Annotated in this window: 18 protein-coding genes and 1 pseudogene; 6 read left to right on the forward strand and 13 right to left on the reverse strand. The window is 68.2% G+C overall.

The genetic code is table 11. The annotated features are described in order from the left end of the window. The 3 genes and pseudogenes from ACTVZP_RS09615 to typA all read left to right on the forward strand — a co-directional run. Positions 1–175: pseudogene (locus ACTVZP_RS09615) on the forward strand (NADP-dependent isocitrate dehydrogenase); the annotation flags it as partial. 399 nt (positions 176–574) lie between these two features. Continuing rightward, a complete protein-coding gene (locus ACTVZP_RS09620; protein WP_443211936.1) occupies positions 575–1,177 on the forward strand; it encodes a YitT family protein in 603 nt (200 codons plus the stop codon). 98 nt (positions 1,178–1,275) lie between these two features. Beyond that, on the forward strand, positions 1,276–3,096 hold the full coding sequence (typA, locus tag ACTVZP_RS09625) for a translational GTPase TypA (protein ID WP_443211937.1): 1,821 nt from the start codon (positions 1,276–1,278) through the stop codon (positions 3,094–3,096). A gap of 174 nt (positions 3,097–3,270) precedes the next feature. On the opposite strand, the gene ACTVZP_RS09630 is transcribed toward typA, so the two are convergent. The 4 genes from ACTVZP_RS09630 to recA form a co-directional block, all read right to left on the reverse strand. Further along, positions 3,271–4,065: a class II glutamine amidotransferase gene (locus ACTVZP_RS09630; protein WP_443211938.1), complete on the reverse strand. Its 795-nt coding sequence runs from the start codon at positions 4,063–4,065 to the stop codon at positions 3,271–3,273. 175 nt (positions 4,066–4,240) lie between these two features. After that, positions 4,241–4,531 carry a DUF1330 domain-containing protein gene (locus ACTVZP_RS09635; RefSeq protein WP_443211939.1) on the reverse strand — a complete coding sequence of 97 codons (291 nt, stop codon included), beginning with the start codon at positions 4,529–4,531 and terminating at the stop codon, positions 4,241–4,243. 1 nt (position 4,532) lies between these two features. Beyond that, positions 4,533–7,184 (reverse strand): alanine--tRNA ligase, encoded by a 2,652-nt coding sequence (gene alaS / locus ACTVZP_RS09640; protein ID WP_443211940.1) that lies wholly within the window; start codon positions 7,182–7,184, stop codon positions 4,533–4,535. Between the two features lie 87 nt (positions 7,185–7,271). Further along, positions 7,272–8,345 (reverse strand): recombinase RecA, encoded by a 1,074-nt coding sequence (gene recA / locus ACTVZP_RS09645; RefSeq protein WP_443211941.1) that lies wholly within the window; start codon positions 8,343–8,345, stop codon positions 7,272–7,274. Between the two features lie 196 nt (positions 8,346–8,541). Here recA and ACTVZP_RS09650 point away from each other — a divergent pair, with 196 nt between their 5' ends. Continuing rightward, positions 8,542–9,132 (forward strand): hypothetical protein, encoded by a 591-nt coding sequence (locus tag ACTVZP_RS09650; RefSeq protein WP_443211942.1) that lies wholly within the window; start codon positions 8,542–8,544, stop codon positions 9,130–9,132. 3 nt (positions 9,133–9,135) lie between these two features. Here ACTVZP_RS09650 and ACTVZP_RS09655 read toward each other — a convergent pair whose 3' ends face one another. Both ACTVZP_RS09655 and ACTVZP_RS09660 read right to left on the reverse strand, forming a co-directional pair. Continuing rightward, positions 9,136–11,436 carry an ATP-binding protein gene (locus ACTVZP_RS09655; protein WP_443211943.1) on the reverse strand — a complete coding sequence of 767 codons (2,301 nt, stop codon included), beginning with the start codon at positions 11,434–11,436 and terminating at the stop codon, positions 9,136–9,138. 102 nt (positions 11,437–11,538) lie between these two features. Further along, positions 11,539–12,702 carry an RsmB/NOP family class I SAM-dependent RNA methyltransferase gene (locus ACTVZP_RS09660; protein WP_443211944.1) on the reverse strand — a complete coding sequence of 388 codons (1,164 nt, stop codon included), beginning with the start codon at positions 12,700–12,702 and terminating at the stop codon, positions 11,539–11,541. 92 nt (positions 12,703–12,794) lie between these two features. Between ACTVZP_RS09660 and ACTVZP_RS09665 the strand changes: the two genes are divergently transcribed. Then, positions 12,795–13,571 (forward strand): DeoR/GlpR family DNA-binding transcription regulator, encoded by a 777-nt coding sequence (locus tag ACTVZP_RS09665; RefSeq protein WP_443211945.1) that lies wholly within the window; start codon positions 12,795–12,797, stop codon positions 13,569–13,571. Between the two features lie 57 nt (positions 13,572–13,628). Here the strand turns inward: ACTVZP_RS09665 and ACTVZP_RS09670 are convergent, their stop codons facing one another. Both ACTVZP_RS09670 and ACTVZP_RS09675 read right to left on the reverse strand, forming a co-directional pair. After that, positions 13,629–14,312, reverse strand: coding sequence for an RES family NAD+ phosphorylase (locus ACTVZP_RS09670; RefSeq protein WP_443211946.1), 684 nt, complete (start codon positions 14,310–14,312; stop codon positions 13,629–13,631). A 1-nt stretch (position 14,313) separates the two neighbouring features. Continuing rightward, on the reverse strand, positions 14,314–14,730 hold the full coding sequence (locus ACTVZP_RS09675; protein WP_443211947.1) for an MbcA/ParS/Xre antitoxin family protein: 417 nt from the start codon (positions 14,728–14,730) through the stop codon (positions 14,314–14,316). Between the two features lie 297 nt (positions 14,731–15,027). Between ACTVZP_RS09675 and ACTVZP_RS09680 the strand changes: the two genes are divergently transcribed. Then, the gene (locus ACTVZP_RS09680; protein ID WP_443211948.1) at positions 15,028–16,113 is read left to right on the forward strand and encodes a DUF475 domain-containing protein; all 1,086 of its coding nucleotides are present in this window, start codon (positions 15,028–15,030) and stop codon (positions 16,111–16,113) included. Between the two features lie 100 nt (positions 16,114–16,213). On the opposite strand, the gene ACTVZP_RS09685 is transcribed toward ACTVZP_RS09680, so the two are convergent. The 5 genes from ACTVZP_RS09685 to ubiV all read right to left on the reverse strand — a co-directional run bounded on the left by ACTVZP_RS09685 (position 16,214) and on the right by ubiV (position 22,901). Then, positions 16,214–16,375, reverse strand: coding sequence for a hypothetical protein (locus ACTVZP_RS09685; protein WP_443211949.1), 162 nt, complete (start codon positions 16,373–16,375; stop codon positions 16,214–16,216). Between the two features lie 196 nt (positions 16,376–16,571). Then, a complete protein-coding gene (locus tag ACTVZP_RS09690) occupies positions 16,572–19,763 on the reverse strand; it encodes an efflux RND transporter permease subunit (RefSeq protein ID WP_443211950.1) in 3,192 nt (1,063 codons plus the stop codon). After that, positions 19,756–20,721 (reverse strand): efflux RND transporter periplasmic adaptor subunit, encoded by a 966-nt coding sequence (locus ACTVZP_RS09695; RefSeq protein WP_443211951.1) that lies wholly within the window; start codon positions 20,719–20,721, stop codon positions 19,756–19,758. The genes ACTVZP_RS09690 and ACTVZP_RS09695 overlap by 8 nt, the downstream gene beginning before the upstream one ends. A 264-nt stretch (positions 20,722–20,985) precedes the next feature. Further along, positions 20,986–21,873 carry a cation diffusion facilitator family transporter gene (locus ACTVZP_RS09700; protein ID WP_443211952.1) on the reverse strand — a complete coding sequence of 296 codons (888 nt, stop codon included), beginning with the start codon at positions 21,871–21,873 and terminating at the stop codon, positions 20,986–20,988. A gap of 131 nt (positions 21,874–22,004) precedes the next feature. Beyond that, the gene (gene ubiV / locus ACTVZP_RS09705) at positions 22,005–22,901 is read right to left on the reverse strand and encodes a ubiquinone anaerobic biosynthesis protein UbiV (protein WP_443211953.1); all 897 of its coding nucleotides are present in this window, start codon (positions 22,899–22,901) and stop codon (positions 22,005–22,007) included. Positions 22,902–22,904 lie beyond the last annotated feature (3 nt).

Raw genomic sequence — 22,904 nt, forward strand, 5'->3', positions numbered from 1 at the left:
TGCCGAGCTCGCCCGCTTCGCCGAGACGCTCGAGCGGGTGACGGTGCAGACGGTCGAGGACGGCTTCATGACCAAGGACCTCGCGCTGCTCGTCGGCCCCGACCAGAAGTGGCTGACGACGATGGGCTATCTCGAGAAGGTCGACGAATACCTCGACCGCGCGCTGGGCGCCTGACCAGAGCCGGGGGGCCTCAGCCCCCGGACTCTTGAGGGCTTTTTTCCAGAGTGAAGGCAGGAGGGCGGCGGGGCGACGCCCCGCCCCTACAGCATTCCGGCGGGACCGGCGGGCGGTCTGCTCCCCGGGCCCCCGAGAATATTCCAGAGTGGAGGCGGGAGGGCTGCCGCGCAACGTGCCGCACGCCCGCGAATCCGGCCCCGCCGCCCGTGCCGCCTTGCCCGCTCCGGCCCCTTCCCCGCACCACTCGATGACGGTCCGTCTCCCCCGGAACCTCCTGCCTGCGACAGGAGCCCGGCGCGGGTTCCTCCAGGTCCGGCGCCCCTCTTGCCCTTTCATTCTCGCCCAAATATCCCGGGGGTCCGGGGGCAGAGCCCCCGGCCTTGCCGCAGGATCCCCATGGCCGACACGACCGCCCACACGAGACTCGAGGACGCTCAGGCGATTGCCTATGGCTGCACGATGGCCGCCTTCGGGATCACGATCCTCACGCATCTCGGGCTCGTAACCGGCCAGACGGCGGGACTGGCGGTGCTGATCTCCTACGCGACCGGCTGGGGCTTCGCGCCCGTCTTCTTCGCGATCAACATCCCGTTCTACTGGCTCGGCTACAGGCGCATGGGGCCTGCCTTCACGCTCAAGACCTTCCTCTCGGTCGCGCTCATGTCGGCCCTCGTGCAGGTCATGCCGCAGTGGGCAAGTTTCGCCCAGCTTCACCCGGCCTTCGGCGCCGTGCTCTTCGGCCTCGTCTCCGGCTCGGCTCTCCTCGCCCTCTTCCGCCACGGCGCGAGCCTTGGCGGCATCGGCATCCTCGCGCTCTACCTGCAGGACAAGACCGGCTTCCGCGCCGGCTGGACCCAGCTCGCCTTCGACGCCCTGCTCTTTGCCGCGGCCCTCGGACTGCGCGACTGGAGGCTCGTCGCCTGGTCCTTCCTGGGCGCGGCCGTCGTCAACCTCGTCATCGCGATCAACCACCGCCGCGACCGCTACATCGCGACCTGACGCTTCTTCGTGCTGCCGCCCGAAAGCGCTGGCCTTTCTGCGCCGCGTCATGTAACGCCGCGCTCGAACCCCTGATCCCTACCCGAGAGAGCACCCCGATGGAGCTTCGCAACATCGCCATCATCGCGCACGTCGACCATGGCAAGACGACCCTCGTGGACGAGCTCCTCAAGCAGTCCGGCGCCTTCCGGGACAACCAGTCCGTGGCCGAGCGGGCGATGGACAGCAACGACATCGAGCGCGAGCGCGGGATCACGATCCTCGCCAAATGCACCTCGGTCGAGTGGAACGGCAAGCGCATCAACATCGTCGACACGCCCGGCCACGCCGACTTCGGCGGCGAGGTCGAACGGATCCTGAGCATGGTCGATGGCGTGGTCCTGCTGGTGGACGCCGCCGAGGGCCCGATGCCGCAGACCAAGTTCGTGACCTCTAAGGCGCTTGCGCTGGGGCTGCGGCCCATCGTGGTGCTGAACAAGGTCGACAAGCCCGATGCCGAGCCCGACCGCGCGCTGAACGAGGTCTTCGACCTTTTCGCGAACCTCGGCGCGTCCGACGAACAGCTCGACTTCCCCGCGCTCTATGCCTCGGGCCGCGCCGGTTGGGCCGACGAGCAGCTCGACGGGCCGCGCAAGGATCTCTCGGCGCTGTTCGAACTGGTGCTGCGCCATGTCCCGGCGCCGAAGCAGCTCGCCGCGCGCGAGGAGCCGTTCCGGATGCTCGCCACCACCCTCTCGGCCGACCCGTTCATCGGCCGCATCCTGACGGGCCGGGTCGAGGCGGGCACGGTCAAGGCCGGCGACACGCTGAAGGCGCTCTCGCGCAATGGCGACCGGATCGAGCAGTTCCGCGTCTCGAAGGTGCTGGCCTTCCGCGGCCTGTCGCAGGCCCCCATCGACCTCGGCGAGGCGGGCGACATCGTGACCCTCGCCGGCATGTCGAAGGCGACCGTCGCCGACACGCTCTGCGCGCCCGAGGTGGATGTGCCGCTGCCGGCCCAGCCGATCGACCCGCCGACGATCTCCGTCACCTTCGGCATCAACGATTCGCCGCTCGCCGGCAAGGACGGCAACAAGGTGCAGTCGCGCGTGATCCGCGAGCGGCTGATGAAGGAGGCCGAGATCAACGTCGCGATCAAGGTCACCGACACGCCCGGCGGCGAGGCCTTCGAGGTCGCCGGCCGGGGCGAACTGCAGATGGGCGTGCTGATCGAGAACATGCGCCGCGAGGGCTTCGAGCTGTCGATTTCGCGGCCGCGCGTGCTCTTCCGCGAGGAAGACGGGCAACGCATGGAGCCCATCGAGGAAGTCACGATCGATGTGGATGATGAATTCACCGGCGCGGTGATCGAAAAGCTGACCGGGCCGCGCAAGGGCGAACTCGTCGAGATGAAACCGGCCGGCGCCGGCAAGACCCGGATCATCGCCCATGTGCCCTCGCGCGGGCTGATCGGCTACCACGGCCAGTTCCTGACCGACACGCGCGGCACCGGCGTCCTGAACCGTGTTTTCCACGAATGGGCACCGCACAAGGGCCCGATCGAGGGCCGCCGCGTGGGCGTCCTCGTCTCGATGGAGAACGGAATCTCGGTGCCCTACGCGCTCTGGAACCTCGAGGAGCGCGGCCATCTCTTCATCGGTGCGCAGGAAGCCGTCTATGTCGGCATGATCATCGGCGAGCACAGCCGCGAGAACGATCTCGAGGTGAACCCGCTGAAGGGCAAGAAACTCACCAACGTCCGCGCCTCGGGCACGGACGAGGCCGTGCGTCTCACTCCCCCCGTCCGGCTCTCGCTCGAGCAGGCCATTGCCTACATCGACGATGACGAACTGGTGGAGGTGACGCCCAAGATCGTGCGGATGCGAAAGCGCTACCTGGACCCGCACGAGAGAAAGCGCGCCGCCAAGGCCGCGGAATAAAACGAAGGGCGCCCCTGCGGCGCCCTTTTTTCTTTGACCGAGACGCCGTCCCTCGAGTTGTCGCCTGCTCTTGTTTTCAGGCTGCTCGTTCGACCGGCCCGGCCATGGGTCCGCCGCCGCCAGCTTGATGGGGGAGCGCGTCGTCGGCCCTTCCGGCCACCGCCTGCGGCAGGCTCAGGCTGCCTCCGCCAAGGGGCCCGGGCGGAAAGGCTCGACATGGACTGCCTCGCCCTCGAAGGTGCAGAAGGAGCCCTGCGCCACCGGCAGCCAGTCGCCTTCGTCCTGCTCCAACGGCTCGGAGACGACGGCTCGCCCGCCCCGCCGCAGGCTCCAGCGGTGGTAGAGCGTGGGCGCCTGCTCGTCCGAGGCGTAGCGCACGGCAAAGAGCCGCTCTCCGTCCGACAGCGCAGCCGTCAGCCGGACATGCGGAACGCTGCCCTTCTCGCGCGAGAGCTGCTCGAGCCGCAGCACCGCGCGCTCCAGCGCACCTTTCGGATCGCGCTCCAGCCCCTCGGCCAGCGCCACGAGGAACAGGACCTCGCTGTCCGTGGCCCCCCGGCGATGGCCATAGAGCGCCTCGGGGATCAGCATGTCGGCATCGCGGCGGAAGCTGTCGTAGCCGCCGATCTGTCCGTTGTGCATGAAGCTCCAACGACCGACGACGAAGGGATGACAGTTGTTGCGGCTGGTGGCCGTGCCGGTCGAGGCACGGACATGGGCGAGGAACAGGCCGGACTTCACCTGCGCCGTGAGGCTGCGCAGGTTGGGATCGCTCCACGCGGGATAGACGTCGCGGTAGAGCCCGGGCTCCGGTCGCTCTCCGTACCAGGCGATGCCGAAGCCGTCGGCGTTGATCGCCGTGCCGCATTCGGTGGCGCAGTGGCTCTGGTGGATCAGAGAGTGACCCGGGCGGCTCACGACCTCCTCAAGGAAGATCGGTGCCCCGACATAGGCGGCCCATCTGCACATGATTCAGCGCGCTCCGCCTGCGCGCAACGGTTCCGGCATGTTCGCCCTGCCCCATCGACTGCTCGCAGAGAGCATAGCGCGGGCCGTGCGGCGTCGCATCATGAAACCGTTACGAACCGGTCACCCGCGACAGCGCGTGCAGAGGCGTGGCCGCCTCCGCCTTCTTCGTGGGCGATCACTCGACCTCTTCGACCACCACAAGGTCACGCACGGAAGCGCCACGGGCGTGGTCGAGCGCCGCCTGATACTCTGCAGAGTGGTAGCAGGCCACCGCCGCCTCGACCGAAGGGAATCGCGCCACCACGTTGCGCGAGCGGTCTCGACCCTCGAGCTGGACATGACGGCCGCCGCGGGCGAGGAAGACCCCGCCATGCGCCGCAATGGCCGGCCCGGCGCCCTTGGCGTAGCGGCCATAGGCCTCGGCGTCGGTCACTTCCACATTCGCGATCCAGAGTGCCGTCGCCATGTCAGCCTCCGATCACGGCTTCGGCCGCGCGGATCGCCGCCTCGGCCTGCGAGGCATCGGCGGCCCCCGCCTGCGCCATGTCCGGCCGCCCACCGCCGCCGCGCCCACCCAGCGCCTCGGCTGCAGCCTTGACCAGCGCCACTGCCGACAGGCGATCGGTCAGGTCGGTCGTGACGCCGGCGGCAAGGGCCGCCTTCCCCCCGGTGTCCGAGATCAGAAGCACCGCACCCGAACCGACCCGCGCCTTCATCTCGTCGATGAGGCCCGGCATGTCCTTGCCCGGCACGCCCTGGACGATCTGCGCGAGGAACTTCACCCCTCCGATGTCCTTGGCTTCGGCTCCCGCACCTCCGCCCATTGCGGCCTCGCGACGGAGCTGCGCCACCTCGTTCTGAAGCTGCCGCCGCTCGTCGACCAGCGCCTTCACGCGGTCCACAAGATCCGCGGGCGCGGCCTTCAGCGCCGCGGCCGCCTCGGCCAGCCGTTTCATCTGCTCGTTGAGATAGGCGAGCGCGCCCTCGCCGGTCAGCGCCTCGATCCGCCGGATCCCGGCAGAGGACGCCTGATCGCCGAGGATCACGCAGAGGCCGATGTCGCCCAGCCGCGCCACATGGGTTCCGCCGCAGAGCTCGAGCGAATAGGTCTGCCCGTCGGCGCCCTTGCCCGAACCGGCGAGCGTGCCCATCGAGACAACCCGCACCTCATCTCCGTATTTCTCGCCGAAGAGCGCCTGCGCTCCCAGCGCCCGTGCATCGTCGGGCGACATGATCCGCGTCTCGACGGCGCCGTTCGAGCGGATGAAGGCGTTCACCTCTCCCTCGACCCTCGCCAGTTCCTCGGGGCTCAGGGCCTTGGCATGGCTGAAGTCGAAGCGCAGCCGGTCGGGCGCATTCAGCGAGCCGCGCTGCGCGACGTGGTCGCCGAGGGCACGCCGCAGCGCCTCATGCAGAAGGTGCGTCGCCGAGTGGTTCGCGCGGATCGCCGAGCGCCGTGCGTGATCCACCTCGAGCGCGGCCCCCTGACCCTGACGGATCTCGCCCTCGGTCACCTCGGCGAAGTGCAGGAACAGTCCCTGGCTCTTCTTCACGTCGGTGATCCGGGCCCGGCCCGTGTCCGTCCTCAGTTCACCGCTGTCCCCGACCTGGCCGCCCGATTCGGCGTAGAACGGCGTCTGGTTCATCACGATCTGAACCGCCTGCCCCTGCGCGGCCGTCGAGGTCTCGGCACCGCCCGCAACGATCGCGAGGATCTGGCCCTCGGCCCGTTCGGTGTCGTAGCCGAGGAACTCCGTCGCCCCGTGCTTCTCGGCCATGTCGAACCAGATCGCCGCGTCCTTGGTCTCGCCCGAGCCGGCCCAGCTCGCGCGCGCCTTGGCCTTCTGCTCGGCCATGGCACTCTCGAAGCCGTCCACATCGACCTTGCGGCCCTTCTCGCGCAGCGCGTCCTGCGTGAGATCGAGCGGGAAGCCGTAGGTGTCGTAGAGCTTGAAGGCCGCGTCGCCCGGCAGGGGCGAGCCCTTGGGCAGCCGGCCGAGTTCGTCCTCGAGCAGCCGCAGGCCGCGGTCGAGCGTCTGGCGGAAACGCGTTTCCTCCAGTTTCAGCGTCTCCTCGATCAGCGCCTGCCCGCGGGTCAGCTCGGGATAGGCTGCCCCCATCTGCCGCACGAGCGCGGGGACGAGGCGATGCATCACCGGGTCCTGCGCGCCGAGGAGATGGGCGTGACGCATGGCGCGCCGCATGATCCGGCGCAGCACGTAGCCGCGGCCCTCGTTCGAGGGCATCACGCCGTCCGCGATCAGGAACGAGGTCGAGCGCAGGTGGTCGGCGATGACGCGGTGATGTGTCTTGCCCGGCCCGTCCGGATCGGTCGAGGTTGCATGGGCGGAGGCCTCGATCAGGCTGCGCATCAGATCGGTGTCGTAGTTGTCGTGCTTGCCCTGAAGCAGCGCCCCGATCCGTTCGAGCCCCATGCCGGTGTCGATCGACTGCTTGGGCAGCGGCGTCATCGAGCCGTCCGGATGCTGCTCGTTCTGCATGAAGACGAGGTTCCAGATCTCGATGAAGCGGTCGCCGTCCTCCTCGGGCGAACCCGGAGGACCGCCCCAGATCGAAGGGCCGTGGTCGAAGAAGATCTCGGTACAGGGGCCGCAGGGTCCGGTCGGGCCCATCATCCAGAAGTTGTCGTTGGTCGGGATGCGGATGATCCGCTCGTCCGGCAGGCCCGCGACTTTCTTCCAGATTTCCGCCGCCTCGTCATCGGTGTGATAGACGGTGACGAGCAGCTTCTCCTTCGGGATGTCGAAGTCCTTCGTCAGCAGTTCCCAGGCAAAGGGGATCGCATCCGACTTGAAGTAGTCGCCGAAGGAAAAATTCCCCAGCATCTCGAAGAAGGTATGGTGCCGGGCTGTATAGCCCACGTTGTCGAGGTCGTTGTGCTTGCCGCCGGCGCGGACGCATTTCTGCGCCGTCGTCGCGCGGGTGTAGTCGCGATGCTCGAGACCCGTGAAGCAGTTCTTGAACTGCACCATCCCCGAGTTGGTGAACATCAGCGTCGGGTCGTTGCGCGGGACGAGCGGGCTCGACTCCACGACACGGTGGCCGTTGCGCCGGAAATAGTCGAGGAAGGTCGAGCGGATATCGTTCAAGGACGGCATGGAGAAAGCCCCTGTCAGGCGGATCTGCGGTTCGCCGTCCCGTTTAGCCCTGCGCGTCGGGGCTGTCCACCTCGACGCGCGGAAGCCTTACATGTCCACCAGGTCGTCATCCTTGCCATCCTCGCCGGTCGAAAATTCGAGCCCGTGCGAGGCGCGGATCTTGTCTTCGATATCCGTCGCGACGGAGGGGTTGGCGCGCAGGAAGGCCTTCGCGTTCTCCCGGCCCTGACCGATCCGCTCGTCGCCGTAAGAATACCAGGAGCCCGACTTCTCGACGACGCCCGCCTTCACGCCGAGGTCCACCAGTTCTCCCGTTTTCGAGATCCCTTCGCCGTACATGATGTCGAACTCGACCTCGCGGAAGGGCGGCGCCACCTTGTTCTTCACCACCTTCACCTTGGTGGTGTTGCCGATGACGTTGTCGCGGTCCTTGATGGCGCCGGTCCGACGGATGTCGAGACGAACGGAGGCATAGAACTTCAGCGCGTTGCCGCCCGTCGTCGTCTCGGGGTTGCCGAACATCACGCCGATCTTCATCCGGATCTGGTTGATGAAGATCACCATGCAGTTCGACCGGCCGATCGAGGCCGTAAGCTTCCGCATCGCCTGGCTCATCAGGCGGGCCTGCGAGCCCATCTGCATGTCGCCCATGTCGCCCTCGATCTCCGACTTCGGCGTGAGCGCCGCCACCGAGTCGACGACGATCAGGCTGACCGCGCCGGAACGGACCAGCGTATCCACGATCTCCAGCGCCTGTTCGCCCGTATCGGGCTGCGAGATCAGGAGTTCGTCCAGGTTCACGCCAAGTTTCTTCGCGTACGTCGGATCGAGCGCATGCTCGGCATCGACAAAGGCGCAGACACCGCCCTTCTTCTGCTCCTCGGCCACCACATGCAGGGTGAGCGTGGTCTTGCCCGAGCTTTCCGGGCCATAGATCTCGACGATGCGCCCCTTGGGCAGCCCGCCGATCCCCAGCGCGATGTCGAGGCCGAGAGATCCCGTCGAGGTCGCCTCGATCTCCATCACCGGGCTGTTCGCGCCCAGCTTCATGATCGAGCCCTTGCCGAACTGCCGTTCGATCTGTGCCAGCGCGCTTTCCAGCGCCTTTGCCTTGTCCATCTCGCGCCTTCCGTTCAAGTCGAGGAGGTTCGCCGTCGCCATGTTCCGTTCCTTATTCCACAGCCGCGCCAAGGCAGCAATCGCTTCGCGAGTTCGCTGTATGTTCTGCGTCACTATGAGATCGGAACGCGAACATTTCAACCAGATTCTCCGGTAGATGCAGCTTCCGGCAAAAGCGGTTAAAGGCTAGTTTACGACGCCGGGGACCCGCAGAGGTCCGAGAGCAAGAAGGGACAGGATGCTCGTATTCTGGGAACAGCGGCTGGCGTTTCTCGCCACGCCGAAGACGGGGACGACCGCCATCGAGGCCGCGCTGGAATCGCTCGCAGCCGTTTCGATCCAGCGGCCGCCGCTGCTCAAGCACACGTCGGTCCGCCGCTACAGGCGGTTCATCGGACCTTATCTGGAGGCCGCCTCCGGGCAGCCCTTCACCGTGGTCGCGCTCATGCGCGAGCCGCGGGCCTGGCTTGGCAGCTGGTACCGGTACAGGCAGCGCGAGGACATCCTCGACGCGGCAAAGAGCACGGCGGCGATGAGCTTCGACGAGTTCGTCCGCGGCTATGCCTCGGACCCGCAGCCGGACTTCGCCGCCGTCGGCTCGCAGGCGCGATTTCTCGACGCGAAGGGGGGAAGCGGCGTGGACCGGCTGTTCCGCTATGAGGAAATCGAGACCTTCATCGACTTCCTCGAGGAGCGGCTCGGCTGCGAGATCATCCTGCCCCGGCTGAACGTCTCACCCTCCGCGCCGCTGGACCTTGCCCCTGATACAGAAGATCTTCTGCGCAAGACCATGGAACGCGACTTCACGCTCTACGAGTCGCTCGGCTGAGCCTCAATGCACCTGCCCCTGCACCGTCGCCGTAAGATCGTTCAACGAGAAGGGCTTGGGCAGGAAGATGGAATTCGGGATGCGCGCCTGTGATTCGGCGAGGCATTCCTCGGCATAGCCGGATACGAAGATGACGCGCACGTTCGGGCGCTCCTCGAGGGCCTGACGGACCCAGGTCGGGCCATCCATTCCGGGCATGACGACATCGGTGACGAAGACGTCGACCTCGAGGGCCGGATCCTCAAGCGCCCGGAGAGCGTCCTCGGCATTCTCGGCCTCGATGACCGTATAGCCACGCATCCTGAGGGCGCGCGACGCGAAGGCGCGAACGGGCGCCTCATCCTCGACAAGGAGCACCACCCCCTCGCCGCGGCGCAGGGTCTCGGACCCGGTGCGCGCGGGCGGTGCGGCCTCGACGGGAACCGGCTCTTCGTTGATCGGGAAGTAGAGGTGGAACACGCTGCCCTGGCCCGGTTCGCTATCGACGAAGATGAAGCCTCCCGACTGTTTGACGATGCCGTAGACCGTCGACAGGCCGAGGCCGGTGCCTTCGCCCGTGCGCTTCGTGGTGAAGAAAGGCTCGAAGATCTTCTGCAGCCGCTCCGGCGGGATGCCGACGCCTTCGTCCTGAACGTGAATGGTGGCGTAGTTTCCGGGCGGCACCACCGCACGGTCGCGGCGGAGTTCTTCGGCCAGAGTGAGAGCTTCCGTCTCGATCCGGATCACGCCCCCTTCTGGCATGGCATCCCGCGCATTGACGACGAGGTTCATCAGCACCTGCTCGAGCTGCCGCTTGTCGGCGCGGATGGGACCCAAGTCGGGCGCATGGGACAGGCGCAACGTCACCCTCTCGCCCACGAGACGGTTGAGGAGATGGGTCATGTCGGCCAGCACCTCCTGCAGTTCGATCCGTTCCGGCTTCAGGGTCTGCTTGCGCGAGAAGGCGAGGAGCTGCCCGACGAGGCTCGCCGCCCGGTTGGCGTTCTGGTGAATTTGCACGAGGTCCGCGAATTCCGGATCCTCCCGGTCGTGACGCAGGAGCAGCAGGTCGCAATGACCGGAGATGGCGGTCAGCAGATTGTTGAAATCATGGGCGATCCCGCCCGCGAGCTGGCCTATTGCCTGCATCTTCTGGCTTTGGACGAACTGCGCCTCGAGGGTCTTCAGCGCCGTCGCATCGTTCAGCACCGCCAGCACGGATGGGCGACCGTGCTCGACGATGCGGCGCAGCGCGATCTGCAGAAAGACCTCTTCCTCGGACCGGCGCAGGCGCAGAACCTCGGCCCCGCCCGGCATGCGCTCGGAGGCGACATCGGACAGCCAGTCGTTGACTGCACGCCCCAGCCCCTCGAAGAGGTCGGAGAAGATCGGGCGGGCATCCGGGCCTATCCCCAGCAGGTCGCGGGCGGCCCGGTTCGCGATCCGCATTCCGCCGTCGCCGCCGAACTTCATGAGCGCAACGGGCAGATGCTCGAAATCCGCAAGCGCCGTGTCATGCGTGCTCGAGGCGGGCACCGGCATGAGATAGATCTCGCGGCGCTCGCCCAAGCCCTCGACTTCCGCAAGAATGGCGCGGATGGGTCCATCGACGGAGGCGACCTCCACCTCCTCTCCCGACCGCGGCGCCAGGTCGGTGAACACCCGGTCAAGCCGCTTGGGGCGCTGGCCGACCAGACGCCTCATGGCTTCGTTCGCGAAGAGCACGACGCCCGATTTGTTCGCCACCAGCATCGGCAGGCTCAGCCCCTCGGCGCCTCTCCCGGCGACCGAGGCCCGATCCTGAAACTCCTCGAGGCGCCACAGGAAGCGGGCGGGAGCGATGCGGTGGACGGAAAGCCTGATATGCCCCCGGCGCGTCACCACATCCTCGCGCGAGGAGCCGAGGTTGGCGGCGCGGGCCTGCAGGCGGAAGAGCACGGAAGCCGGGCTTGCGAAGTGGTCGCCCAGCGAGGCGACAAGCGTTCCGCCGCTCCGGTCGCCGAAGCGGGCGGACGCGGCACGGTTCTGATACCCGATCTGACCCACGGCGTCGGTAGTGAAGCAGGGGGCCGCATCTTCTCCGAGCAAGCCGGAGAGACGCAGGTCCAGCCCACGGTCGCGCAACCTGCCCCAGGCCGTCATGCCGCGCGCGATGAGCGCAATGGCGAGGAAGGTCAGCGCCACCATGGCGGCGCCGAGCTGCATGTTCAGGTCGGACGCGAAGATCGCCGTCACGAGCGCGCCGCCGGCGACCGCCAGCAAGAGCCAGAGGCGCGAGCCGAAGCCCTCGGCCGCCCCCACGAAGTCTGCAGCTTGCCTGTGCACTGGCACCTCCCGAGCCGGATTCGCCCTCGGGCAATTCGGCATCGAAATCGTTAACCACAGTTTAATCGCAATCGGGAAACAGTCCCGGTCCGCCCGGGAACTTCAGCGAATTCGCCGCAACAGGTCCAGAAAAAATCCGTCGCCACCATCGAGCGGCGTCAGGCGCAGCCGGCGCACCCTCTCCCAGCCCGGTGTCCGTGCGAGGAAACCGTCGGTCTGGAGCATGTTCTCGCAGTCGAGAACCGAGCAGGTCGCGTAGGCCAGATGGCCACCCGGACGGACCAGCGGCGCCGTCTCGTCGAGGATGGCGCTCTGGGTCTCGAGCAGGCCCTCCAGCCGCGCGGGGGTCAGGCTCCACTTGCCCTCCGGAGCACGTCGCCAACTGCCGGAGCCCGAACAGGGCACATCCGCGAGAACGAGATCGAAGGGTCCATGACGGGCGGGCTCGCCCGGGACCAGGCAGCGCAGGTCGGCTCCCGCACGGCGCGCCCGCTCCGGCAGATCGCGCATCCTGCGCGGATCGGCGTCGTGGCAGACAAGTCTCACATTGGCGCGGGCCGCCATGGCCAGGCTCTTGCCGCCGCCGCCCGCGCAATGGTCCAGAACCAGGTCCCCGTCGGACAGCGGCAGCGCCTCGACGACCGCCTGCGAGGCCGCATCCTGCAACTCGACCCGACCTTCGCGATAGGCCGTCGAGGACTGAACTCTGCGCGCATTGCCAGTAACTTCGAGCGCTGTCTGGGCAAGCGGATGCGCTCGCGTGACGATGCCCTCGGCGGCCAGTTCCGCCGCCACCGTCTCGCGATCGCAGCGCGCGCGGTTGACCCGGAGGAAGACCGGCGCGCGATGGCGCAGCGCCTCCATCACCTGAGCGAAATCCTCCTGCAGGCTTTCGGCCAGCTTCGGGGCGAGCCAGTCGGGACAATCGAGCGCCTCGAACTCCGACGCGGCCTGCGGCACCCGTTCCGGCCCCTCCGGCGGACGGGGCGCATGGCCCTCGCCGGTGAAGAGGCTCTCGACCTCCTGCCCCGCAGCGCGAAGGCCGCCCAGGACCAGCCCCCGCCCCGTCTCGGCGCCGCCCAGCCGCGCGAAGGAGCGGCGACAGCGGATGGCGTCGAACACCACGTCCCGCACCGCCGCCCGGTCTCCGGATCCCGCGAAGCGGCTCGCCCGGCCCCAGTTCGTCAGGGCCTGCTCGGCCGGCGTTCCCGCGAGGATGCGGTCGAGGATGTCGATGGCGGCGGAGAGGCGGGCGGCGGGCGTCATGGCGGTGCTCGGGGCGGCTGGATGGGCAGCGGAGGCATGACACGGGCGGCGGAGCATGGCAAACAGCATCTGGAACGGCAGCGAGGGGTGGGATGGCGCTCAATTTCCGGCAGACCGAGATCCTGGAGATCGCGCGCAGCGAGGGGCGCGTGGTGGTCGAACAGCTCGCCGAGCATTTCGCGGTGACGCTTCAGACCATCCGGCGCGATCTGACCGAGCTCGCCGATGCGGGGCTTCTGGACCGGGTACATGGAGGCGCGGTTCTGCGCACCGGCGTCTCGAACATCGGCTACGAGGAGCGGCGTCGGATGAACGACGCGGCCAAGGCCGCGATCGGCCGGGCCTGCGCGAGGGCGATCCCGGACAATTCCTCGATGATCATCAACATCGGCACCACGACCGAGGCCGTCGCGCGCGAACTTCTGAACCACCGCAACATCACGGTGGTGACGAACAACATGAACGTGGCGAACATCCTCGTGGCCAATCCCTCCTGCGAGGTGATGGTGGCGGGCGGGCAGCTGCGCCGCTCGGACGGAGGGCTGGTGGGCGACCTCACCATCCAGTTCATCCAGCAGTTCAAGGTGGATTTCGCGATCATCGGCACCTCGGCGCTCGACCGCGACGGCGACATGCTCGACTTCGACCTGGCGGAGGTCCGGGTCTCGAAGGCGATCCTGCGCCAGTCCCGGCAACGCTTTCTGGTGACCGACGGCTCGAAGCTCGACCGCAAGGCGCCGGTTCGGCTGGCCTCGCTCGAGGAGCTGGATGCGGTCTTCACCGACGGCCCCTTCCCCGAGGAACTGGCGCGGCGCTGCGAGACCTGGGAGACGCGGGTGACGGTCGCGGAGCAGGTGGGCACGGCCTGACGGAAGAACGGATCCCTCCTGAGGCGCTCGGAACTGACAGCCTGGGGGCATGGCTGGCTAGAGCGCGTGGAGCGTGCCCTTCGCGAGGTTGTGGATGCGCGCGACCCGCGTTCCGTCCCATTCGAAGGCGAAGTGGTCGCCCTGCACGGGTGCCCCCGCCACGTCCGGCCAGAAGAGCGCCACGCAGAGGCCCGAGGGCGCGCGGGCGCTGGGGTAGAGGATGCCGTCCGCTCCCTCCTCGCGCAGGCGAGCGCCGAAATCCTGCGCCGCGCGGTAGTCGTGGCGGTCGAGCAGCTCGGCCCGCTCGGGGCCGACCACCTCGAGATCTGCGTCGAGCCGGCCTATGAGCTGGCGGAAGTCCGAGGTCCAGCCGGGCCGCTCGGCGGTGGCAGTCATGAACCGGCCGTGGTGGTGGGCCACCTCGATCAAGGCGGTCTCGAGCGTCTCGGCGGCGTAGTAGACCCCGAAGCTCCCGTCCGAGAAGCGGCTCGGCCGGTCGGGCGAGACATGGATGAAGGGCGCCATGGCCCAGGAGGCACCCGGTCCCGATACGCGCCGCGCCGGCGGCACCAGGTCGAGCCGGCCGAAATTGTCGCGCAGGCGGGGATTGGTCTTGGCCTCGGCCGAGGCGATGGCCTCCCAGTCGGCAGGGTCGGCGATGTCCTCGAAGAGGTCGATGGGCGGGAAGCGCGAGCGGATGATCCGGTGGGTCCGGTCCCAGATCACGCGGCGGCGGGGCATGTCACCAGCCCCCGCGCTCGGCATCGAGGTAGCTGCGCACCCGGAGGAGGTCGGTGATCTCGCCGCCCAGCATGATCTGGAGCGCGGAAGCGCCGCCGAAGACCTCGTTCGGCCGGCGCACCCAGCCATAGGCCTTCTCGGGCTCGCGGAAGATCAGCCGGAGCGCCTTGTGAATCCCCATCAGCAGCGACAGCCGCGTCTTCTGGTCGCGCGAGATCCGGCCCGGTGCCCCGGCCTTCCACCGCGCCCAGGTGCGCGACGACAGCTCGCCCAGCAGGATGCCGGCCTCGCGATCCGAAAGGTCCCACAGCCGGAAGAGGTTGACCACCGCCCGCGCCATGGCGGCGGCCTCGGCATCGGTGATGCGCGGACTGTCAGGTTCGGCCGGCGTCTTTCCAAGCGGACGGAGGGCAAGCATGTCTGACTCCTTTTGGCGCAATATATGGCGCTTCTCGCCATATGGCAATATCGCCCGCCCGGGTGGCCCTTGCAGGCCCCTTGCATGCCGAAGCCGAATGGTCATATTCGCGCAAGCCCAGCGACGGGCGCACACCGGTGACCGGGCCCCTCTGGCGAGAGAATGCGGCGCTCTCGCGATGTCGGCACCCACAGCGTCGATTGCCGCCAGGACGCGACACTCCATCATGTTCCAAGCCAATCCCATCCCCCGCCCGGCCGAAACGCCGTGCCGTGGGGCGCAACCGGAGTCCGTCGCATGACCTCCGCGAGCCAGAAGAGCACGATCTCCTATTTCACCTGGGCCTTCGCCTTCACGGCGGTGGGGCTCGCGCTAGGTGCCTTCCTCGGCTGGCAGAGCACGGGCACGGCCGAGGGCACGGCCACGATCTTCTTCATCTGCTGTGTTCTGGCGGTGCTCGAGATCTCGCTTTCCTTCGACAACGCGATCGTCAACGCGAACAAGCTGAAGACGATGACGCCGAAGTGGCAGCACCGCTTCCTGACCTGGGGCATCATCATCGCGGTCTTCGGCATGCGGATCGTCTTCCCGCTGCTGATCGTGGTGATCGCGGCGAGCCTCGGGCCCTGGGAGGCGCTGAAACTCGCCGCCACGCAACCCGCCGAATATGCGCGCATCATGAACGAGGCGCACACGCCCATCGCGGCCTTCGGCGGCACCTTCCTGATGATGGTGGGCCTGACCTATTTCTTCGACCAGGAGAAGGACATCCACTGGGTGCGCCGGATCGAGGAGCAGGCCAGCCGCTATTCCTCGATCCGCGGGGTCGAGGTGGCGGTGGTGCTCTGCGCGGTGCTCGGCTTCTCGCGGCTTCTCGAAGGTGCGGAGCAACAGGTCTTCATCAACAGCGCGATCTACGGGCTTCTGACCTTCCTCCTCGTCGAGGTGGTGGGCGGCTTCCTCGACCATCGCCAGCAGGCGATGGACGCGGCGGTGAAGGGCGGCTTCGGCGCCTTCCTCTATCTCGAGGTGCTGGACGCCTCCTTCTCCTTCGACGGGGTGATCGGAGCCTTCGCGCTCAGCCAGAACCTGTTCGTGATCGCCATCGGCCTCGGAATCGGCGCGATGTACGTGCGCTCGATGACCATCATGCTGGTCGAGCGCGGAACGCTGGCACAGTACCGCTACCTCGAGCACGGCGCCTTCTACGCAATCCTGATCCTGTCGGTGATCATGTACGTCCAGACGCTGACGCACATTCCCGAGGTCATCACCGGGCTCGGCGGCGCGGGGCTGATCGGGATCTCGCTCTGGTCCTCGATTCGCTGGAACCGGCGTCACGCGGACGAGCTGCCGGACGAAGCGGCGCGCCAGAGCGCCTGACCCGGCAGGCGGCGGGGGCGGAAGCGCCCCCGCATGACCATATCCCCTGCGTAATCCTCGCGTCCGGCGCGGCGGAAGACCCGGGAGAACTGGCCGGACTTCAGAACCGGTAGGGGATGTGGCTTTCGGCGATCCGCAGCCGTTCGAGTTCTTCCTCGCTGGTGCGGTAGCGCATCCACGGCGCAGGATGCCGGTCGGCCGCGCGCAATCCCCCCATCAGTCCGATCAGGCTCTGGACGGCGGCGGTGGTCAGGGCAGTCATGATTTGCTCGTTCAGCAGTTTCATCTGCTGAAAATCTGGTCGGTTTGTGAACGCCGCTCCTTGACGCGGATCAATGCCGGCGACAGGTGCGACGCCGCGTCTCAGGACAGCTCAGCCTCGGCGGGCCCGCCCTCGATCCGGGAAGGCAGGTGACCGCGCGGCCCGTTCGGGCGGTCACCGGCTCCTCAGGCCCGGCTCAGGTCCGGAAGACACGGTAGATCGCAGGGATCACCAGCACCGTGAGCAGGGTCGAACTCATCAGCCCGAAGAGGAGCGAGATGGCCAGCCCCTGGAAGATCGGATCGGCAAGGATCACGGCCGCCCCGATCATGGCCGCAAGCGCGGTCAGCAGGATCGGCTTGAACCGGATCGCGCCCGCCTCGATCAGCACCTCGATCCGGTCGCGGTCCGGGTCGGCATGGCGGATGAAATCGACGAGCAGGATCGAGTTACGCACGATGATCCCTGCCAGCGCGATGAAGCCGATCATCGAGGTGGCCGAGAAGGGCGCCGCGAACATCCAGTGGCCGAGCATGATGCCGAGGAACGTGAGCGGCACCGGCGTCAGCACCACGAGCGGCAGGCGGAAGCTGCCGAACTGCGCCACCACCAGGATGTAGATCCCCAGAAGCGCCACGCCGAAGGCCCCGCCCATGTCCCGGAAGGTGACCCATGTCACCTCCCATTCGCCGTCCCAGAGCAGGACGGGCCGCGTCTCGTCCTCGGGCTGACCGTGGAGCGCGATCTCGGGCTTCGTGCCCTCGGGCCAGTCCATCGCGTCGAGCCGGTCGGCCACGGCAAGCATCCCGTAGAGCGGGGCCTCGAAGTCGCCCGCGAGCTCGGCCGTGACCATTTCGGCAGCACGGCCGTTGTGGCGGAAAATGGGCCAGGAGGCCCGCTCCTCACTCACCCGCACCACGTCGCCGAGTTCGACCACACCCCGCGCACCGGGCAGCAGATCCGCCGGGATCGGCGTCGAGAGGAACCGCTCGTCGAGCACCCGGTCGCCCTTGGGCCGGGCGAGCACGATCGGGATCGGATGCCGCCCCTCGCCGCGGTGCGAATAGCCCACCACGCTCTCGCCGTTCAGAAGCTGGATCGTGTCGAACACATCCGCCTCCTGCACCGAGAAGAACTCGAGATCGTCGGGCTCGATGGTCGCGCGCAGCCGCGCGGGCGGCGTGCCGAAGCTGTCGTCCACATCGACCACGAAGGGCACGCTCTCGAAGGCGTCGCGGATGCGGCTGGCGGCTTCGCGCCGCGCCTCGGGCGTGGGGCCGTAGACCTCGGCCAGAAGCGTCGCGATCACCGGCGGGCCGGGCGGCGGCTCGACCGTCTTCAGCACCGTCCCTGCGGGGCGCGGGATGGCCTTCAGCCGCTCGCGGATCTCGAGCGCGATCTCGTGGCTCTCGCGGTCTCGCGCGTCCTTGGGCGCGAGGTTCACCTGCAGGTCGCCCTCGTGCGGGCGGCCACGCAGATAATAGTGCCGCACCAGCCCGTTGAAGTTGAAGGGCGCCGCCGCCCCGGCATGTGTCTGCACCGAGATCACTTCGGGCAGTTCCAGCACGGCCCGCGCCGCATCCTGCGCCACCCGGTCGGTGGCCTCGACCGAGGCGCCCTCGGGCAGGTCGATCACCACCGCCAGCTCGGACTTGTTGTCGAAGGGCAGGAGTTTCACCGTGACATGCTGCGTGTAAAGGAGCCCCATCGAGCCGAAGGACACCACTGCCGTCCCGAGGAGGAAGAAAAGCGCCCTGCCCTTCGTCCTCAGCACCGGCCGCGCTACCGCCGCATAGAGCCTCCCCAGCCGCCCGCCCGGCGAGGCATGGTCCTCGCCATGCAGCGGCGCACGGCCTGCGATCTTCAGCATGAGCCAGGGCGTGATGATGACCGCCACGAAGAACGAGAAGATCATCGCGGCCGAGGCATTGGCAGGGATCGGGCTCATGTAGGGGCCCATCAGCCCCGAGACGAAGAGCATGGGCAGCAGCGCCGCCACGACGGTCAGGGTAGCCACGATGGTAGGATTGCCCACCTCGGCCACCGCCTCGACGGCGGCCTCGGCCCGCGGCTTCGTCCGCTCCATGCCCCAGTGGCGGGCGATGTTCTCGATCACCACGATGGCGTCGTCCACAAGGATCCCGATCGAGAAGATCAGCGCGAAGAGCGACACCCGGTTCAGCGTGTAGCCCATGAGCCAGGCGGCCGCGAGCGTGAGCAGGATCGTGACCGGGATGACGATGGCCACCACCATGGCCTCGCGCCAGCCGATGGCGACCCAGACCAGCACGATGATCGAGATCGTGGCGAGCCCGAGATGGAACAGAAGCTCGTTGGCCTTCTCGTTCGCCGTCTCGCCGTAGTCGCGGGTGATGGTGACGGCCATGCTGTCGGGGATGAGGCTGCCCTCGAGCGCCTCGATCCGGTGCAGCACCGCCTCGCCCACCACCACCGCATTGGCGCCCGCGCGCTTGGCCACGGCGAGCGTGACGGCGGGAGTCCTGACGATCGTGCCGTCCTCGGCGCGCGTGACGTTCGCGACCAGCGCCTCGGTCATGTCCGAGACCACCCCCACCTCGGCCACGTCACCCACGTAGACCGGCCGCCCGTCACGCGTGGTGAGCAGGAGGTTCGCGATCTCGGCGGGCGTCGTGAGCGTCCGGCCCGCGATCAGCGCGACCTGCCGGCCCTCCTGCCGCAGGAGGCCCGCATCCTGCGCCTCGTTCGCGCCGCCCACCTTGGCCGCGAGGCTCTGGAGCGTGACGCCGAAGAGCGCGAGCTTCTCGGGATCGGGCGCCACGCGGATCGCCTCGGGCGTCTCGCCCACGAGATAGGTGAGGCCCACGTCCTCGACCTTGGCGACCTCTGTCCGCAGCTCGCGCGCAACCCGCGTCAGGTCGTTCGCGGTCACGCCCGGCCCGGTGGGGACGACGGTCAGGGACAGGATCGCCACATCGTCGATGCCGCGGCCGACGATCAGCGGCTCGGCAATGCCCTTCGGAATCCGGTCGATATTGGCGCGGACCTTCTCGTGCACGCGCAGCACCGCCGCATCGGACGAGGTGCCGACGACAAAACGCGCCGTGACCATCGCCTGATCGTCCGAGGTCTGCGAATAGACATGCTCGACCCCGTCGATGGCCTTGACGATGGTCTCGAGCGGCTCGGTCACGAGCTTGACCGCATCCTCGGCGCGCAGGCCCGGCGCCTGGACGTGGATATCGACCATCGGCACCGAGATCTGGGGTTCCTCCTCTCGCGGGAGCGAGACGAGCGCGACCAGCCCCACCGCGAGCGCGGCAAGGATGAAGAGCGGCGTCAGCGAAGAGCCGATGAACGAGCGGGTGAGATGGCCGGCAAGGCCGAGCCCGGGCCGGCGCTCACTCATGACCGGTCACCACGTCATCGCCGGCCTCGAGCCCCGAGAGGATCTCGACCATCGGGCTGCCATCCACATCCTGCCGCTGGCCGAGGATCACGCTGCGCGCGACTGGCCCACCCTCGCCCGCCACCGTGACGAAGTCGAGCCCCGCCCGGCGCTCGACCGCCGCCTCGGGCACCAGAAGCGCCTGCCGTTCGCCCACCGGCAGGCGCACGAGCACCCGCGCATCGACGAAGCGTTCCGGAAGGCCCGGCACATCCACGTCCGCAATGACGCGGCCGTTCTCGATCAGCGGATAGACACGGGCGAGGCGGCCGTCCTGTGGCCCGTCCGGGCTCTCGATCAGGATGGTATCGCCCTCCTTCAGCGCGCCCGCATGGCGCTCGGGCACGGCGAGGCGCAGGAAGAAGCCGCCACCGCCCACGGTCGCCACTTCCTCGCCCGCCAGCACCACCGCGCCCGCCACGACCGGCACGTCGATCACGAGACCCGCGACCGGCGCCAGCACCCGGCCCTCGGCCGCCTGCTGCTCCAGCACGTTCCGCTCGGCCTCGTTGGCGGCGATCTGCCCCGAGAGGACCTGCACCTGCGTGCGCAGCGCGTCGGACTGCTGCGAGGTCGAGACCCCGCGGGCCAGCAGATCCTCGACCCGCCGAAGCTCGGTCCGGGCATTGGCAAGTTCCGCCTCGAGAGCCGCACGCTGTGCATCGATGGCCGCGAGCTGGAAGCCGATCTTCTCGTCCACCACTTCGGCCAGCACCTGCCCCGCCTCGACCCGGTCGCCCTCGGTCACCGAGAGCGAGACGAGCGTGCCGCCGAGTCGCGCCCGCGCCGGGATCCGGTCGCGCGCCTCGATCCGGCCATAGACGGCCTTCCATTCGGTGACAGTCACGGGCCGCAGCGGTTCGGCCACAAGCTGCAGGGGCAGGAGCGACAGCAGGGCCGCGAGGATCAGGCGTGTCATGGCGGATGTCCGGTGCGAGGCCGCGGGCGGCATTTATATTCGATTTACCGAATATAATATTCACGGCATCCGTTCAACCCGGGCAAGGAGAGAAAGAGGCCGACGCTGCCCGATTGCGCGGCGGCTCCTGCGGATTCTGATGCGGGGAGTCCCTTGCGGGGTCCGGATGGCCCTGAATGCCGCCGTCGCGGTTGGGTCTCGACCCCGGCCTGCAGCGCTTCGTGCGGGGACTGTGGGGCAGATCCCGCGAAACGATCCGGCCGCTCAGAGCACGACGATGCCGTTGTGCTTGGCCTTGTGCTCGGGTTCCACATGGATGCTGACCCGGCTGTGGGGGATCAGCCGGTGCAGGGCCGCCTCAATCCGGTCGCAGATGTCATGCGCCGCGGCCACCGTCGTATCGCCCGTCACGACGAGGTGGAAATCGATGAAGGTCGCCTGCCCGGCGTGCCGCGTCCGCAGGTCATGCGCCTCGACGGCGCCCACGGCCTCGTGCGAGATCACCTCGCGCACCCGTGCCAGCACTTCGTCCGAGACCGACTCGTCCATCAGCCCGCTGACCGAGGCCGAGACGACCACCCAGCCGGACCAGAGCACGTTGACCGCGACCAGCGCCGCCAGCGCCGGGTCGAGCCAGGACCAGCCGGTGAAGATCGCCGCCAGCACGCCCACCGTCACCCCGGCCGAGGAAACCACATCGGCCAGGAGGTGCCGCCCGTCCGCCACCAGTGCCGGGGATCGCAGCCTCCGACCGCGCGAAATCAGGATCCAGCTCCAGAGCGCGTTGAGGAGTGTGGCCGAGCCGTTCACCAGAAGCCCCTCGATCGGCGCGACCAGCGGCCTGGGATCGAGGAAACCCAGCGTCGCCTCGCGCAGGATCAGCAGGGCGGCCACGATGATCATCGCCCCCTCGAGCACCGCACTGAGGAACTCGGCCTTGTGATGTCCGTAGGGATGGTTGGCATCGGCGGGAATGGCGGCCACCCGGATCGCCACCAGCGCGACCGCGGCGGCGGCCACGTTGACGATGCTCTCCATCGCATCCGACAGGAGCGCGATCGAGCCGGTCATCCACCAGGCAAGTGTCTTGAGGGCGAGGACAACGAGCCCGACGAACAGGCTGCCGACTGCAAGTCTGACGGTCTGGGACATGGGCCGGCTCCGGGGGCGCGAGACGCTTTGCGACCTCGAATGCATCGCGGCCGCCCTTCAGGAAGGCCGCTCTATCAGGATTCGGCCGGATCAGGCAAGTGACTGATCCGGCTTGAGAATGTGTCGCAGTCTCAGGCGTCGACCCATTCCGCGCCCGCACGCGCGCGAAGGTAGCCGTTGGCGAGCTGCCCACCCGGCGCCACGGCCCGCGCCGCGGCTTCGAGTTCGGCCGTGTTCGCTCTGGCCTTCACCGCCGCGTCGAAGGCCTTCGCCAGTCCCACCATGTCGCCGGTATGGGGCGAGAGTCGCAGCGCCGACACGCCAGCCGCCAGCAGGTCGGGGATCTCGCGTCCGGCGAAGGAGGTCGCGCAGGAGAGCGTCTGCACCCCGTTCACCGCGAGGAACCGCTCACCGTCGAGCGTGTCCACCTCGCGCCCGTCGGGGTCGGCGTTGCAGATGAACTGGCAGCTGTCCTTGATCCGGTCATGCAGGCGGGCATGGTAGCAGCGCCCCGAGATGGCCAGCGGCTGGCGGCCGAATCCCCAGACCTCGACCGCGACGCCGCGCTCGGCGCCCGCACGGGCCAGCACCGCCACCGATTCCATCGGCAACTCGTTCGGCAGGCAGATCCGCTTCGCCCCGCGCGCGGCGAGCCAGTCAAGCGTGCCCACGTTGTAGCAGTTGATCAGCGGGCTCACCGAGAAGGGCGTGCCTTCCGGAATGTAGGCCAGCGCCGTGAGGTCGGCGATCTCGATGCCTGCGCCGGCATCCACCAGCTCCTCCGTCAGCGTCCGCTCGCGCTTCAGCGTGACGAGAGCCAGGGACGAGATCCAGACCTCCTTGCCGGCCGCACGCAGCCGCTCGACCGCGACGGGGATCTCGCCCTGCCAGAAGGGCAGCCGCTTCGAGCAGACGACCTCGCCCACCACGACGCGCGCGACAGGCGCCTCGTCGGCCATGCGGGCATAAAAATCGCGAACGCGCTCGGCTTCCCAGAAGAACAGGTTCGGTCCGATCGTGAGATCCATCGG

Source organism: Rhodobacter sp. NSM, from assembly GCF_052244495.1.
GTDB lineage: Bacteria > Pseudomonadota > Alphaproteobacteria > Rhodobacterales > Rhodobacteraceae > Cereibacter_A.